Annotated in this window: 12 protein-coding genes; 6 read left to right on the top strand and 6 right to left on the bottom strand. The window is 63.4% G+C overall.

Annotation, left to right across the window (positions count from 1 at the left end):
• The first annotated feature begins 12 nt into the window (after window positions 1-12).
• From WA070_RS11025 to WA070_RS11015, 3 genes are read left to right on the top strand one after another with little or no spacing between them, the layout of a single operon-like run.
• A complete protein-coding gene (locus WA070_RS11025) occupies window positions 13-1,008 on the top strand; it encodes an aspartate carbamoyltransferase catalytic subunit (RefSeq protein ID WP_422633992.1) in 996 nt (331 codons plus the stop codon).
• A gap of 32 nt (window positions 1,009-1,040) precedes the next feature.
• Window positions 1,041-2,264: a dihydroorotase gene (locus WA070_RS11020; protein ID WP_422633991.1), complete on the top strand. Its 1,224-nt coding sequence runs from the start codon at window positions 1,041-1,043 to the stop codon at window positions 2,262-2,264.
• A gap of 50 nt (window positions 2,265-2,314) precedes the next feature.
• The gene (locus WA070_RS11015; RefSeq protein WP_422633990.1) at window positions 2,315-3,613 is read left to right on the top strand and encodes an amino acid permease; all 1,299 of its coding nucleotides are present in this window, start codon (window positions 2,315-2,317) and stop codon (window positions 3,611-3,613) included.
• Window positions 3,614-3,725: 112 nt separating this feature from the next.
• On the opposite strand, the gene dnaJ is transcribed toward WA070_RS11015, so the two are convergent.
• Window positions 3,726-4,871, bottom strand: a complete 1,146-nt coding sequence (dnaJ, locus tag WA070_RS11010; RefSeq protein ID WP_422633989.1) for a molecular chaperone DnaJ — start codon at window positions 4,869-4,871, stop codon at window positions 3,726-3,728.
• A gap of 66 nt (window positions 4,872-4,937) precedes the next feature.
• A complete protein-coding gene (gene dnaK, locus WA070_RS11005; protein ID WP_422633988.1) occupies window positions 4,938-6,839 on the bottom strand; it encodes a molecular chaperone DnaK in 1,902 nt (633 codons plus the stop codon).
• A gap of 175 nt (window positions 6,840-7,014) precedes the next feature.
• On the opposite strand from dnaK, the gene WA070_RS11000 reads away from it, so the two are divergent.
• Both WA070_RS11000 and WA070_RS10995 read left to right on the top strand, forming a co-directional pair.
• A complete protein-coding gene (locus WA070_RS11000; protein ID WP_422633987.1) occupies window positions 7,015-7,503 on the top strand; it encodes a copper chaperone PCu(A)C in 489 nt (162 codons plus the stop codon).
• Window positions 7,500-7,970: a vgr related protein gene (locus tag WA070_RS10995; RefSeq protein ID WP_422633986.1), complete on the top strand. Its 471-nt coding sequence runs from the start codon at window positions 7,500-7,502 to the stop codon at window positions 7,968-7,970. Before WA070_RS11000 ends, WA070_RS10995 begins: the two co-directional genes overlap by 4 nt.
• Here the strand turns inward: WA070_RS10995 and WA070_RS10990 are convergent.
• The 4 genes from WA070_RS10990 to sdhC all read right to left on the bottom strand — a co-directional run bounded on the left by WA070_RS10990 (window position 7,951) and on the right by sdhC (window position 11,886).
• The gene (locus tag WA070_RS10990) at window positions 7,951-9,132 is read right to left on the bottom strand and encodes a glycosyltransferase (protein ID WP_422633985.1); all 1,182 of its coding nucleotides are present in this window, start codon (window positions 9,130-9,132) and stop codon (window positions 7,951-7,953) included. The two genes, WA070_RS10995 and WA070_RS10990, sit on opposite strands and share 20 nt — an antisense overlap.
• Window positions 9,133-9,299: 167 nt before the next feature.
• On the bottom strand, window positions 9,300-11,102 hold the full coding sequence (sdhA, locus tag WA070_RS10985) for a succinate dehydrogenase flavoprotein subunit (RefSeq protein WP_422633984.1): 1,803 nt from the start codon (window positions 11,100-11,102) through the stop codon (window positions 9,300-9,302).
• The gene (gene sdhD, locus WA070_RS10980; RefSeq protein ID WP_422633983.1) at window positions 11,102-11,491 is read right to left on the bottom strand and encodes a succinate dehydrogenase, hydrophobic membrane anchor protein; all 390 of its coding nucleotides are present in this window, start codon (window positions 11,489-11,491) and stop codon (window positions 11,102-11,104) included. The genes sdhA and sdhD overlap by 1 nt, the downstream gene beginning before the upstream one ends.
• Window positions 11,491-11,886 carry a succinate dehydrogenase, cytochrome b556 subunit gene (sdhC, locus tag WA070_RS10975; protein ID WP_422633982.1) on the bottom strand — a complete coding sequence of 132 codons (396 nt, stop codon included), beginning with the start codon at window positions 11,884-11,886 and terminating at the stop codon, window positions 11,491-11,493. The genes sdhD and sdhC overlap by 1 nt, the downstream gene beginning before the upstream one ends.
• Window positions 11,887-12,061: 175 nt before the next feature.
• Here sdhC and WA070_RS10970 point away from each other — a divergent pair, with 175 nt between their 5' ends.
• The gene (locus WA070_RS10970) at window positions 12,062-13,396 is read left to right on the top strand and encodes a methyl-accepting chemotaxis protein (protein ID WP_422633981.1); all 1,335 of its coding nucleotides are present in this window, start codon (window positions 12,062-12,064) and stop codon (window positions 13,394-13,396) included.
• Window positions 13,397-13,456: the final 60 nt, after the last annotated feature.

Genomic DNA, 13,456 nt, shown 5'->3' with positions numbered 1-13,456 from the left:
CAGGATCGGCTCATGCCTGACATCTTCATTCCCGACGCCACGCCCGACCTGACAGGCCGGGCGTTGTTTCCGCACAGGCATCTGCTGTCGATCGCGGACCTCAAACCCTGGGAAATCCGCTTCCTGCTGGACGAGGCGGAACAATGGGCGCGCTCCAACCGCAACGGCGCGCGCAAGCATGACGATCGCCTGACAGGCATGACGCAGATCAACGCCTTCTTCGAAAATTCCACCCGGACCCTGCTGTCCTTCGAGATCGCGGGCAAGCGACTGGGTGCGGATGTCGTCAACATGGCGGCGGCGACCTCCAGCGTGAAAAAGGGCGAAACGCTGATCGACACGGCCATGACGCTGAACGCCATGGCCGCCGACGTCATCGTCATCCGCCATGCCAGTTCAGGCGCAGTCGCCCTGATCGCGGACAAGGTGGACTGCCCGGTCCTCAACGCAGGCGACGGCTGGCACCAACATCCCACGCAAGCCCTGCTCGACGCGCTGACCATCCGGCGGCGCAAGGGCGGGTTCGAAGGACTGATCGTCGCGATCTGCGGCGACATATTGCACAGCCGGGTCGCGCGATCGAACATGCTCTGCCTCGCTGCATTGGGGGCGCAGGTCCGCGCGGTCGCGCCGCCCACGCTCATGCCCGCGCAGGTCGAAATGCTCGGCGCGACACCCTTCACCCATATGGACGAAGGGCTGGACGGCGCGGACGTCGTGATGATGCTGCGGCTTCAGAATGAGCGGATGGACGGTGCGTTCATTCCCTCTGCGCGCGAATATCATATGCTCTACGGCCTGACGCCTGAGCGGCTGGCCATCGCCAAGCCCGACGCGCTGGTCATGCACCCCGGCCCCATGAACCGGGGCGTGGAAATCAGCAGCAGCGTGGCCGATCATCCCGACCGGTCGGCCATCACCGAACAGGTCGAAATGGGCGTCGCCATCCGCATGGCCTGCCTCGACATATTGACGCGGAGTGCGCGCGGCGTGGAGGGATGGGCTTGAACATCCCGACCAGCAGAAACGGAGGGATGGGCATGAAGACTCTCGCGATCGTCAACGGCAAGTTGGCCGACCCTGCCGGCGACACGCTTATCTCCGGCACGCTGCTGATCGCGGGCGACCGGATCGTCGCGGCGGGCGACATCGCCGTCCCTGAAGACGCGGACACGATCGACGCAGGCGGTCTTGTCGTCGCCCCCGGCCTCATTGACCTCGGCGTCTTCGCTACTGACAAACCAGCCTTTCACTTCGGCGGAATCACCCGCGCCGCGTTGATGCCCGACCAATCCTCGCTGCTGGACGACGCTGCCCTGATCCGGCAGGCGACTCGTGCGGGCAAGCCCGACTTCTGGGTCCACCCGATCGCTGCGGCCACGCGCGGCCTTAAAGGCACCGAACTCGCCGAAATCGGCCTGATGCAGGCGGCGGGCGCGAAAGCCGTCGGCACTGGCCGCCAATGGATCGCGGACTCCGGCGTCATGCTGCGCGTCCTGTCCTATGCAGCGGGGATTGGCCTCACCGTCATCGCCCATGCCGAAGATGGCGGGCTGGCGGGCAAAGCCGTCGCGACATCGGGCGAAACCGCCACGCGCCTTGGCCTGTCGAACGCCCCCGCCTGCGCCGAAGCCATGGCGATCGCGCGCGACATCATTCTGGCGCGCGAAACCGGCGCGGCCATCCATTTCCGGCTGGTCACGACCCGTGCCGGGTTCGACCTGATCCGCGCGGCCAAGGCGGAGGGGCTGAACGTCACCTGCGGCATCAGCCCCGCCTATCTGTTCCTCAACGATCAGGCCGTCACCGACTTCCGCACCTTCGCCCGCCTCTCCCCGCCCCTGCGCGACGAGGCGGATCGGCTCGCCAGCCTGACCGCCATCGCCGACGGCACGATCGACGTCATCACATCCAGCCACGATCCGCGCGGGCCGGAGGATAAGCGCCTGCCCTTTGCCGATGCATCCCCCGGCATGGCGGGCGCCGAAACGCTGCTGGCCATGGCGCTCAATCTGGTGCGTGACGGGCATGTGACGCTTAACCGCCTCATGACGCTGCTCAGTGCCAATCCCGCGCGGATATTGGGCATCGACGCGGGCAGTTTCGCGCCGGGCAGCGCCGCCGACCTCATCTTCATCGACCCCGACGCCCCATGGATCGTGGACTCAGCGAAGATGGCCGCATCGGCAGGCAACACCCCCTTCGACCGCGTCCCCGTCCAGGGCCGCGCCCGCCGCATCATGAAGGGCGGCGTTTTTCTTTAGCCCGACCATAGCCGCTTGCGTCACACACAACCCCGCTTAATCTGCCACCCATGACGCCGGGGGAGCATGCCGCGATGACAATGACATCAGCCCCCGCCCGCACGCTGGGCATGGCCGCCTGCATCGCGCTGGTCATGGGCAATATGATCGGATCGGGCGTATTCCTTCTGCCCGCCTCCCTCGCGCCCTTCGGGTGGGACGCAGTGGCTGGGTGGGTCTTCACCATCGCTGGGTCCATGCTGCTCGCGCTCGTCATCGCGCGCCTGACCGTCGCCATGCCGGACGCCAGCGCGCCGCAAATGGTCGCCCGCGCCTTTGGCCCCCTGGCGGGATTTGCGATCGGCTGGATCTACTGGCTCTCGATCATCATCACCAACGTCACCATCGCCGTCGCCGCGACCGCCAACCTGTCGAGCGTTCTGCCAGCGCTCGCCCGACCGGGCGCTGGCGTAGCCTGTTCGATGGCGATCCTGTGGGCCATGACCGGCATCAACCTAATCGGCGCGCGCGCGGCAGGCACGGCGCAGATCGTCACCATGATCGTCAAGCTGATCCCGATTGCGGTCGTGATGGGACTGCTGATCCTGATCCTCGGCAATGGCAGCGCGCAGGTCGCGCCCTTCCCCGCACAAGGACTGACCGCCGCCGGAATCACAGCGTCGGCCTCTCTCACCCTATGGGCGCTGATGGGCTTTGAATCCGCCAGCGTCGCGGCGGACAAGGTGCGCGATCCGGCCCGCACCATCCCGCGCGCGACGCTGATCGGCACGGCGGCCACGGGCCTCATCTACCTGCTCGTCTGTTCGGGTATCGCCCTCACCCTGCCCATCGCGCTGACGCAGACCGGATCGCCCTTCGGCGCGTTCGTCAGCTATTATTGGTCGCCCTACCCCGCCCGCTTCATCGTTTTGTTCGTGGTCGTCAGTTGCCTGGGCGCGCTTAACGGCTGGACCTTGTTGCAGGGGGAAGCCCCGCTGGCGATGGCGCGAGCCGGGGAGTTACCACGCTGGCTGGCGGTTACGACGCATAAGGGAACACCGGTCCGCGCACTGATGCTGTCGACGCTGCTCGCCAGCCTGCTGCTCATCGCCAACAGCCTGCAAGGATTGGTGTCGCTCTTCACCGCCATGGCGCTGCTGGCGACCTCGGCGACCCTGTGGCTCTATGTCGGCTGCGCCCTCGCCAGCCTGCACTTCCGCGTGGTCATGCCCGCTGCGGCGATTGGGCTATGCTATGCGTTGTGGACGCTGTGGGGCGCGGGCGTGGTCGCCAGCGGGTCGAGCATCATCCTGATGGCTGCAGGATTGCCCTTCTACTGGTGGGCGCGGCGGGGGCGGGTCATCATCTAAACGAGAAACCGCGTGTTCCCGCGCAGGCGGGAACCCAGTTCAACGCCGTGGCTGGGTTCCCGCCTGCGCGGGAACACGTCGCCTTACAGGATATTGATCCAACAGCGTTGAATCAATCGCCCCACAATTCCTTGAGCTTTGAGAAAAACCCCGTCGATTGCGGACATTCCTCACCCGTCTCGGTCTCCCGGAACGCTTCGAGTAATTCCTTCTGCCGCGCCGTCAGCCGAGTGGGCGTTTCGACGTCGATCTGGAGGACAAGATCGCCAAAGCCACGCCCGTTCAATACCGGCATGCCCGCGCCACGCTGACGGATCTGCTTGCCCGACTGAATGCCTGCCGGAATCTTGATCTCATGCCGCGAACCATCCAGCCCCGGCACTTCGATCGTCCCGCCCAAAGCCGCCGTGGTGAAACTCAGCGGCGCATGGAAGAATAAAGTCGTCCCGTCCCGCTCGAAAATCGCATGGCGCTTCACATGCAGGAAAATATACAGGTCACCTGCTGGCGCTCCTCGTGCGCCCGCCTCGCCCTCACCCGACAGACGGATGCGCGTGCCTTCATCGACACCTGCGGGAATATTGACCGACAGCGACTTGGGCTTGTCCACGCGCCCTTCGCCCCGGCATGACCGGCATGGGTTTTCGATGATCTGCCCGGCACCATGGCAGGTAGGGCAGGTGCGTTCGACCACGAAAAAGCCCTGTTGCGCGCGCACCTGGCCATGGCCCTTGCACGTACCGCATGTCTTGACCCCGGTGCCCGGCTGCGCACCTGACCCATCACAGGTCTCGCACGCGCCCGACACCTCGATCTCGATCTGCGTCTGCTTGCCGTGATAGGCTTCGTCGAGGCTGATTTCGAGGTCGTAGCGCAGGTCCGCACCGCGCCGCTGCTGCTGGCGACCGCCGCCCGCCCCGCCAAAGCCGGACTGGCCGAAGATCGTCTCGAAAATATCGCCAAGGTCCGAAAAACCGCCAGCGCCGCCGCCATGAAAACCGCCGCCGCCGCCGCCACCCTGCTGTTGCTGGGTATAGGCCGCATGGCCGAAACGGTCATAGGCCGCGCGCTTTTGCGGATCCTTCAGGCATTCATAGGCTTCCGACACGGCCTTGAACTTCGCCTCGCTGTCGGCGCATCCCCCGGTCTTGTCGGGGTGATATTTCATCGCCAGCTTGCGATAGGCGCTCTTGATGACAGTGCCATCGGCGGTCCGCTCGATTTCGAGCCGTGCGTAATAATCAATATCGGTAGTCATCTGGACCCCTGCCCGCCCATTCCGCCATCCCGACACAGGCCGGGATGACGGAGGTTGAGCATCAGCTTACGCCTTGTTGTTCTCGTCCACTTCCGAAAATTCGGCGTCGACCACGTCATCGTCGGCCTTAGGCGCTTCACCGGCCGGAGCCGCAGCCGAAGCCTGCTCCTTCTCGTAGATCGCCTGACCCAGCTTCATTGCGACCGTGGCGAGTTCCTGCGCCTTGGCCTTCATCGCTTCAGCGTCGCCGCCCTCGATCGCCGACTTGGTCTCCGCAATCGCGGTCTCGATCTCGCCCTTCAGGCTGGCATCGACCTTATCGCCATGTTCGGACAATTGCTGCTCGGTCGTGTGGACCAGACTTTCGGCGTTGTTCTTGGCTTCCGCCCCTTCACGACGCTTCTTGTCTTCTTCGGCAAAGCGTTCGGCATCCTTGACCATCTGGTCGATGTCCGAATCCGACAAGCCACCCGACGCCTGAATGCGAATCTGCTGCTCCTTGCCGGTGCCCTTGTCCTTGGCCGACACATTGACCAGACCGTTGGCGTCGATGTCGAACGTCACTTCGATCTGCGGCACGCCACGCGGCGCTGGCGGAATGCCGAGCAGGTCGAACTGGCCCAGGATCTTGTTGTCCGCCGCCATTTCACGCTCGCCCTGGAACACGCGGATCGTCACCGCCTGCTGATTGTCATCGGCAGTCGAATAGACCTGAGACTTTTTGGCAGGAATGGTCGTGTTGCGGTCGATCATCCGGGTGAACACGCCACCCAGCGTCTCGATGCCCAGCGACAGCGGCGTCACGTCCAGCAGCAGCACGTCCTTGACGTCGCCCTGCAACACGCCCGCCTGAATCGCCGCGCCCATGGCAACGACTTCGTCAGGGTTCACGCCGGTGTGCGGTTCCTTGCCGAAAAATTCCTTCACGGCTTCGCGCACCTTGGGCATGCGGGTCATGCCGCCGACCAATACGACTTCGCTGATTTCGCTGGCCGACACGCCTGCGTCCGCCATCGCTTTCTTGCATGGCTCCATCGTCCGCTTGATGAGGTCCGCGACCAGCCGCTCCAGATCGGCGCGGGTGATCGTCTTGACCAGATGCTTGGGACCGTTCTGGTCCGCCGTGATGAAGGGCAGGTTGACTTCGGTCGACTGCGCCGAAGACAGCTCGATCTTCGCCTTTTCCGCCGCTTCCTTCAAACGCTGGAGCGCCAGCTTGTCCTTGGTCAGGTCGATGCTCTCGGTCTTCTTGAATTCGTCGGCCAGGAACTGCACGACCTTGGCGTCGAAATCTTCGCCGCCCAGGAAGGTGTCGCCGTTGGTCGATTTCACTTCGAACACGCCATCGCCGATTTCCAGGATGGAAATGTCGAACGTGCCGCCGCCAAGGTCATAGACAGCGATCGTCTTGCCGTCCTGCTTGTCCAGACCATAGGCCAACGCAGCGGCCGTTGGCTCGTTGATGATGCGCAGCACTTCCAGACCGGCGATCTGGCCAGCGTCCTTGGTCGCCTGACGCTGGGCGTCGTTGAAATAGGCAGGGACGGTGATGACCGCCTGCGTCACGGTTTCGCCCAGATAGCTCTCAGCGGTTTCCTTCATCTTTTGCAGGATAAACGCGCTGATCTGCGACGGGCTGTAATCCTCGCCACCGGCCTTGACCCAAGCGTCGCCGTTCGGACCCTTGGCAATGTCATAGGGGACCAGTTCCATGTCCTTCTTGGTCATGGGATCGTCGAAGCGGCGGCCGATCAGGCGCTTGACCGCGAAAATCGTATTGTCGCCATTCGTCACGGCCTGACGCTTGGCCGGCTGGCCGATCAGGCGTTCGCCATCCTTGGCGAAGGCGACGATGGAGGGCGTCGTGCGCGCACCTTCCGCATTTTCGATAACCTTTGGCTTGCCGCCATCCATGACGGCGATGCAGCTGTTGGTGGTGCCAAGGTCGATACCGATAACTTTTGCCATTATGTCCTCTTTGAACCCCAAATCATGTTCAGCGGTTGTTGGCCCATACCTCACGAAAGCGCCAAGGCAAGGCCGGTTTGCTTCGGGGGATATAGGCGCGCTTTTCCTTGGCACAAGAAGGTTCCGCGATTACCTGTGCTCACGACCGGAAACGAGACAGTCATGGAGTGAAGTCATGCGCGCGCCTTTTGCCCTTTTTGCCTTAACAGCGCCGCTCATGCTGGGCCTCTCCGCCTGCGGCGATCCCGCCCCCACCTATATCGATCAGGCGTGGGTGCGCCTGTCGCCCAACAAAGACACGCCGTCGGCAGGCTATTTCATCGCGCATGGCGGCGATTCGGGCGCGCAACTGCGCGGTGTGCTGACCGATTATGCGCTCAAGGTCGAAATGCATGAAAGCATGTCGTCCGGCGGCATGACCAGCATGAAGCCGGTCGAAAGCGTCGATATCCCCGCCAAGTCTCAAGTCGCCTTCGCGCCGGGCGGCAAGCATCTGATGCTGTGGGGCGTGAACGACACCGCCATCAGCCGTGGCAAGATGCAGCTCACCTTCCTGATGAGCAATGGCGACCGCCTGCTGGTGGACGCGGTGATTCGCAAGGCAGATGGAACGGATTCCGCCACGCCCGCGCCGTCCAAGCCGGGCGAGCATGAGGGCCATTGAACAGCCGATCCCTGACGCCTGACGAAATTGCGCTGGCACGCACCGTGTTCGGCAGCGCGATCGATTATGGGCGGGTACGCGTGCATGAAGCGAAGTGGTGGCCGCTCCAGCCCAGCGGCGTCACCATGGCCCCCGACGGCAACCTGTGGTTCCATCCCGACGGCGGGCTGTTCTGCCCCGACTTCTGCGCAACGCCTGTCCATGTTCAGGGGCATTTCATCCACGAAATGACCCATGTTTGGCAGGCCCAGCGGTCGGGGAAGTGGTGGCTCCCCCTGATGCGTCACCCCTTCTGCCGCTACAGCTACGATGTGATCCCCGGCAAGCCCTTCGCCCGTTACGGCATAGAGCAGCAGGCGGAAATCGTCCGGCACCTGTTCCTGATGCGGGGCGGCGCGACGATCGCGGGCAAGCCCCCACTGGCGGCGTACGAAACGCTGGTGCGGTTCAGTGCCGCACGGGCCTGATCCGCGTCAGGACTGCGTTGCTCCGCTCGGCCTGCGCCGCGTGGGCCAGTTCATGCAGCACCGCCAGATGGCTGTCGATCGCCGCCGCCATGCAATAGCGCCGTGCGATCGCGCGCAGGCTGGTGGGTCGTTCGTCATACGCCAGCCCCCGGTCCAGCGCAGCCGCCAGCGCATCGGCGTCCCCGCACGGCACGACGGCGCAATGGGGCGCATGAGCCAGCAGCGCAGCCGCCCCGTCGAAACAATCGGTGGTGACGACCGGGCAATTGGTGGCAAGCGCCTCGATCACCGCAGCGGGCAACCCCTCATAATGCGATGACAGCGCAAACAGGTCAGCCTTGCGCAGCCAGGGGACGACATCGTCCGCAAAGCCCGGCAATTCGACCCGCGCGCTCAGTCCCAGTTGCGCGATCAGCGCCTCGATCCCCGCCCGCTCCGGCCCTTCCCCCACGATCACCAGCCTGTCCTGCTGTCGCCGCATCCGGGCAAAGGCGCTCACCAGCAGGTCGAGCCGCTTTTGCGGCATCATCCGCGCCAGCGCGACGATCGTCCTTGGCGCATCGCGCCGCGTCGTCTGCGGCGTGAAGTTTGCCAACATCTCGTCGCTGACATAGGGGTTCATGACGGTGTGAAATTTTTGCTCATATTGCGGATATAGCGCGATCAGCCTGCCCCGCTCCGCATCGGTCAGCGGCAATATGCAATCGAAGCGGCCAAAGATAAAGCCGTAAAGCCTGCGCCGATACCACTGCGCGACTTTGCTCTTGTCGCGCGGGCGGATCACCGGATTGGTCGTCTTGAACGCAAAGCGGATGCCTGAACGCGGGACGATCAGGGCGGCAAACGCCGTGACCAGACCGATATTGTTGCTGGTCGCCAGCACGACGTGCGGCCGCGCAGCCCGGATCCGTCGCACGATCAGCGCCAGCCCGCGGGCCAGTTCCAGCTTGCGCGACCCCATCGGCGCACCGGCGCTGGCGATTTCGATCGCGGGATCGCACAAAGGCGTAAGCGCCGCTTCTCCCTCACCACCCGACTGCATCCGCACGATGGTGACGTCGTTGCCAGCACGGGCAAAGCCGCTCGCCAGCAGCAGCGCGACGCGATCCGCCCCGCCCTGTCCGAATTTGTGCATGGTCAGCAGAAAACGCGGGCGTATCATCGGACTATCTCTTGGCGCATGGGGAAAGCCCTTCCCCATTTCCCGCCGTTCGCGCCATAGACGTCGCCATCGCCGCTTTCCCATAGTCGGCAGGATCAACCGCGCATAAAAAAGGGCGAACCTTTCGGCCCGCCCCTTTTTCCTTACTCAAACCCGGATGGATCGGATCAATATACGCGCGCCTTGGGCTTCACATATTCCGCTTCGTCGGTCATCGTATAGTCGTGGACCGGCCGATAATCGAGCGTCACCTTGCCGCCCGAACCGCCCCAGCCTTCGAACCAGCTGATCGTATGCTTCATCCAGTTTTCGTCGTCGCGGTTCGGGAAATCCTCATGCGCATGCGCCCCGCGCGATTCCTTGCGCGCATCGGCACCTTCCATCGTGCAGATCGCCTGACACATCAGATTGTCGAGTTCCAGCGTCTCGATCAGGTCGGTGTTCCAGATCAGCGAGCGGTCCGAAACCTTGACGTCCTGCAACCGCTTGTTGACCGCCTGCATCTGCGTGACGCCTTCGGACAACAGGGCGCTGTCGCGGAACACGGCGGCATGCTTTTGCATCGTGCGCTGCATGTCGAGGCGAATGTCCGCCGTCGGCGTGCCGCCATTGGCATTGCGATAATGGTCCAGACGGCTGAGCGCCAGATCCGCCGCATCCGCAGGCAAAGGCTTGTGCGGCGCGTTGGGCTTGAGATTGTCCTTGAGGAACAGCCCGGTCGCGCGGCCGAACACCACTAGGTCGATCAGCGAGTTGGAGCCGAGGCGGTTGGCGCCATGCACCGAAACGCACGCCGCTTCACCGACCGAGAACAGGCCCGGCACGATGACTTCGGGATCGTCGCCGACCTTCGTCACCACCTGCCCATGATAATTGCACGGGATGCCGCCCATATTATAATGGACCGTCGGCGTGACCGGCAGCGGCTGGCGCGTCAGGTCCACGCCCGCAAAAATCTTGCCGCTCTCGGTGATGCCCGGCAAACGCTCGGCCAGCACCTTGGGATCGATATGGTCGAGGTGCAGGAAAATATGATCCTTATGCTCGCCGACACCGCGCCCTTCGCGCATTTCCATCGCCATCGAACGGGACACGACGTCGCGCGACGCCAGATCCTTGGCTGACGGAGCATAGCGTTCCATGAAGCGCTCGCCTTCGGAGTTGGTGAGATAACCACCCTCGCCCCGCGCGCCTTCGGTAATCAGCACGCCCGCGCCGTAAATGCCGGTCGGGTGGAACTGCACGAATTCCAGATCCTGCAAAGGCAGTCCCGCGCGCAGCACCATGCCGCCGCCGTCGCCGGTGCAGCTATGGGCCGATGTGGCGGAGAAATAGGCGCGGCCATATCCGCCCGTCGCCAGCACGACCGCATGGCTGCGGAAGCGGTGGATCGACCCGTCTTCCATGCACAGCGCGATCACGCCCCGGCACTCGCCATTTTCCATGATCAGGTCGATGGCGAAATATTCGATGTAGAAGTCCGCGTCATATTTCAGCGATTGCTGATACAGCGCGTGCAGCATCGCGTGGCCGGTACGGTCGGCCGCCGCGCAGGTGCGCTGCACTGGCGGGCCAGCGCCCATATTCTGCATATGGCCACCGAACGGACGCTGATAGATCGTCCCATCCTCGTTCCGGCTGAACGGCACGCCGGCATGTTCCAGCTCGATGACGGCCGCAGGCGCTTCGCGCACCATATATTCGATCGCGTCCTGATCGCCCAGCCAGTCGGACCCTTTGACGGTGTCGTACATGTGCCAGGTCCAGTGATCGGGCGAATTATTGCCAAGGCTCGCGGCGATGCCGCCCTGCGCCGCCACAGTGTGCGACCGGGTCGGGAACAGCTTGGTGATGCAGGCAGTCTTCAGGCCCGCTTCCGCGCTGCCCATGGTGGCGCGCAGGCCCGAACCACCAGCGCCGACGACGACCGTGTCGTAGGTGTGGTCGATGATCTTATAGGCTTCGGTCATTATTTCACGACCCCCGTGAAGGCGATCTTGGCGATCGCGAAGATGCCGGCAGCCGCGCCGCCAAAGGCATAGAAATTGAGCAGCAGCATGGAGAGAAAGGCCAGACCCTTGTCATGGACATAATCCTCCAGCATCACCTGCATGCCAAGGCGCAGATGCCAGAAGATGCTGACCAGCATCAGCATCATCGGCACTGCGACCAGCGGATTGGCGATCCAGCTTGTGACGCTTTCATAATCCAGCCCCGGCAGGCTGATCAGGCTGAACAGCAGCCACAGCACCAGCAACAGATTGCCCGCCGCCGTATAACGCTGCGCCAGCCAGTGATGCGCGCCATGACGTGCGGACCCAAGACCGCGAACGCGGCCGATACCAGTTCCGTTGCCCATCAGAACGCCTTTCCAAGGATGGTGAGCCAGAAAAGCCCCGTCAGCACGGCGGAGAAAATGAAGGTCGCGATCGACCAGCTCTTGTTGGTGCGCAGTTCATAGCCCGCCCCCATGTCGAGCACGAAATGGCGCAAACCCGAACATAGATGCTGGAAGAAGAACCAGGACAGGCCGACCATCACCAGATAGCCGATCGGTGACGTCGCGCATTTGACGAATGTCGCATAGGCTTCCGGCCCGATCGCGGCCGCCATCAGCCACCAGACGAGGCCGAGCGCCCCTGCGGTCGCCAGGCCGTTGCCGGTCACGCGGTGTGCGATGGAAACGGCCATGGCCGGTCCCCATTTCCAGATCGTCAAATGCGGCGAGAGTGGCCGGCTGTTGGATCGCGCCATGTCTAACCCGTGTCCCTGATATATCCCGTAAGTCCGATCCCCTTAAGAGCGAACGCACAAGAGGGCAAGCGATGGAAACCCGTCTTTCGTGCATGTCGGGATAAGGAAGGATTAACCAAAGGCGGCTAAGGTTGCGACGTTCTCAGATCATGCCATCCACAGGGGCAATGTTTAGATGTCATCCTTCGCTCCCGCCGCGACCTTCGGTTCGGCCGATATCCTCCAAATGGATCCCGACGGATCCATTGCCAAGGCTGCGCAGGAAATAGGCGCGCTGATCAAGGAGGATATTGCCAGCGTGGGGTCGGCTTTCTTCGAAACCTATATGAACGGCACGGGGCTGCGCAACCAGTTGAGCGCGCAGATCATCGATCGGATCGAATCCGAGGCCCACATATTCGTCGAACAGAAGCTGCTTCATTTCGACGATGGGCGCTGGGCGCGCTCCGCCGCCGATTGCGTGCGTCATGCCCGCAAACATGGTGTTTCGGTCCGTTCGGTATTGACCGCCGTTGCCGCATCGAACGAACAGGTGATCACCCTCATCTGGGAACGGTGCCATACCGACGAAGCCCGGTGCCGCCGACTGCTGGCGTCCATGATGCACATCGCCATGCTGGATTCCGGTTTCATGAACAATGTCCTATCGACCGATCAAGCTGAAGCGCAACGCATCGAGCGCCAGCGTTACGGCACATTGTTCGAACAGCGCATCGTCGGCGAAATCGACGGCGCGTCCAAACTGGGCGAATCATTGCGCGAACAGGCCAAGGATGCGTCCGCCGCGACTCGTGGCATGCTGGGCAAGGCGTCCGAAGTCGCCGCCGCCGCCGAACAATCCGCCCTTGCCATGCGCGAAGCCGCCCGCACCTCCGCTGGTCTGATTCGCGCGATCGAGGACGCACGCACCGAAGTGGAAAGCGCGGCGGGCGTCGCGCAGCGTGCCGCACGCCAGTCGGGCGAAGCCGTCACCATGTCGGCCACCCTGTCCGAACATGCCAAATCCATCGAATCCATCCTGGGCCTGATCCGCGACATCGCCGGGCAAACCAACCTGCTCGCGCTCAATGCCACGATCGAAGCGGCCCGTGCAGGCGACGCCGGACGCGGCTTTGCCGTCGTCGCGCAGGAAGTCAAAAGCCTCGCCAACCAGACCGCCCGCGCCACCGACGAAATCGCCGGACGCATCGCTGACATCCAGACCTCCACGCGCCTGTCGGTCGATACCAACGAACGCATCCGCGACACGGTGGGCGAAGTGCAGGCCAGCGCCGACCGCATCCGCCACGCCATGGATGCGCAGGCGCAGACCGTGACGATGATTACCGCAGCGGTCGATGAAACCGCACTTGCCGCCGATTCGATGTCCACCACCATTTCAGCCATCCGGCAGGATACGGAAGTCGTCGCGTCGGAAATCGACCAGCTGGAACGCGGTTTCATGAGCGTGGAAGGCAAACTCGCCAGCCTGCGCAACGCCTCCTCCGACTTTGGCCGACAGGTCGCGTAACAGCACGTAATAGAGGGACGTGTTCCCGCGCAGGCGGGAATCCAGTCCAGACGTCAGAAC

It is taken from the genome of Sphingobium sp., from assembly GCF_049304695.1.
In the GTDB taxonomy this organism is placed as follows: domain Bacteria; phylum Pseudomonadota; class Alphaproteobacteria; order Sphingomonadales; family Sphingomonadaceae; genus Sphingobium.
Note: the sequence above shows the minus strand (reverse complement) of the source record. Positions and strands in the feature narration are given on the sequence as shown.

Bases quoted from the DNA above. Each gene is read 5' to 3' on its own strand.
- sdhC (WP_422633982.1), bottom strand. From the start codon at position 11,886: ATGGCGCGATCCAACAGCCGGCCACTCTCGCCGCATTTGACGATCTGG.
- WA070_RS11000 (WP_422633987.1), top strand. From the start codon at position 7,015: ATGCGCGCGCCTTTTGCCCTTTTTGCCTTAACAGCGCCGCTCATGCTG.
- dnaK (WP_422633988.1), bottom strand. From the start codon at position 6,839: ATGGCAAAAGTTATCGGTATCGACCTTGGCACCACCAACAGCTGCATC.
- WA070_RS11015 (WP_422633990.1), top strand. From the start codon at position 2,315: ATGACGCCGGGGGAGCATGCCGCGATGACAATGACATCAGCCCCCGCC.
- dnaJ (WP_422633989.1), bottom strand. From the start codon at position 4,871: ATGACTACCGATATTGATTATTACGCACGGCTCGAAATCGAGCGGACC.
- sdhA (WP_422633984.1), bottom strand. From the start codon at position 11,102: ATGACCGAAGCCTATAAGATCATCGACCACACCTACGACACGGTCGTC.
- WA070_RS10990 (WP_422633985.1), bottom strand. From the start codon at position 9,132: ATGATACGCCCGCGTTTTCTGCTGACCATGCACAAATTCGGACAGGGC.
- WA070_RS11025 (WP_422633992.1), top strand. From the start codon at position 13: ATGCCTGACATCTTCATTCCCGACGCCACGCCCGACCTGACAGGCCGG.
- WA070_RS10970 (WP_422633981.1), top strand. From the start codon at position 12,062: ATGTCATCCTTCGCTCCCGCCGCGACCTTCGGTTCGGCCGATATCCTC.
- WA070_RS11020 (WP_422633991.1), top strand. From the start codon at position 1,041: ATGAAGACTCTCGCGATCGTCAACGGCAAGTTGGCCGACCCTGCCGGC.
- sdhD (WP_422633983.1), bottom strand. From the start codon at position 11,491: ATGGGCAACGGAACTGGTATCGGCCGCGTTCGCGGTCTTGGGTCCGCA.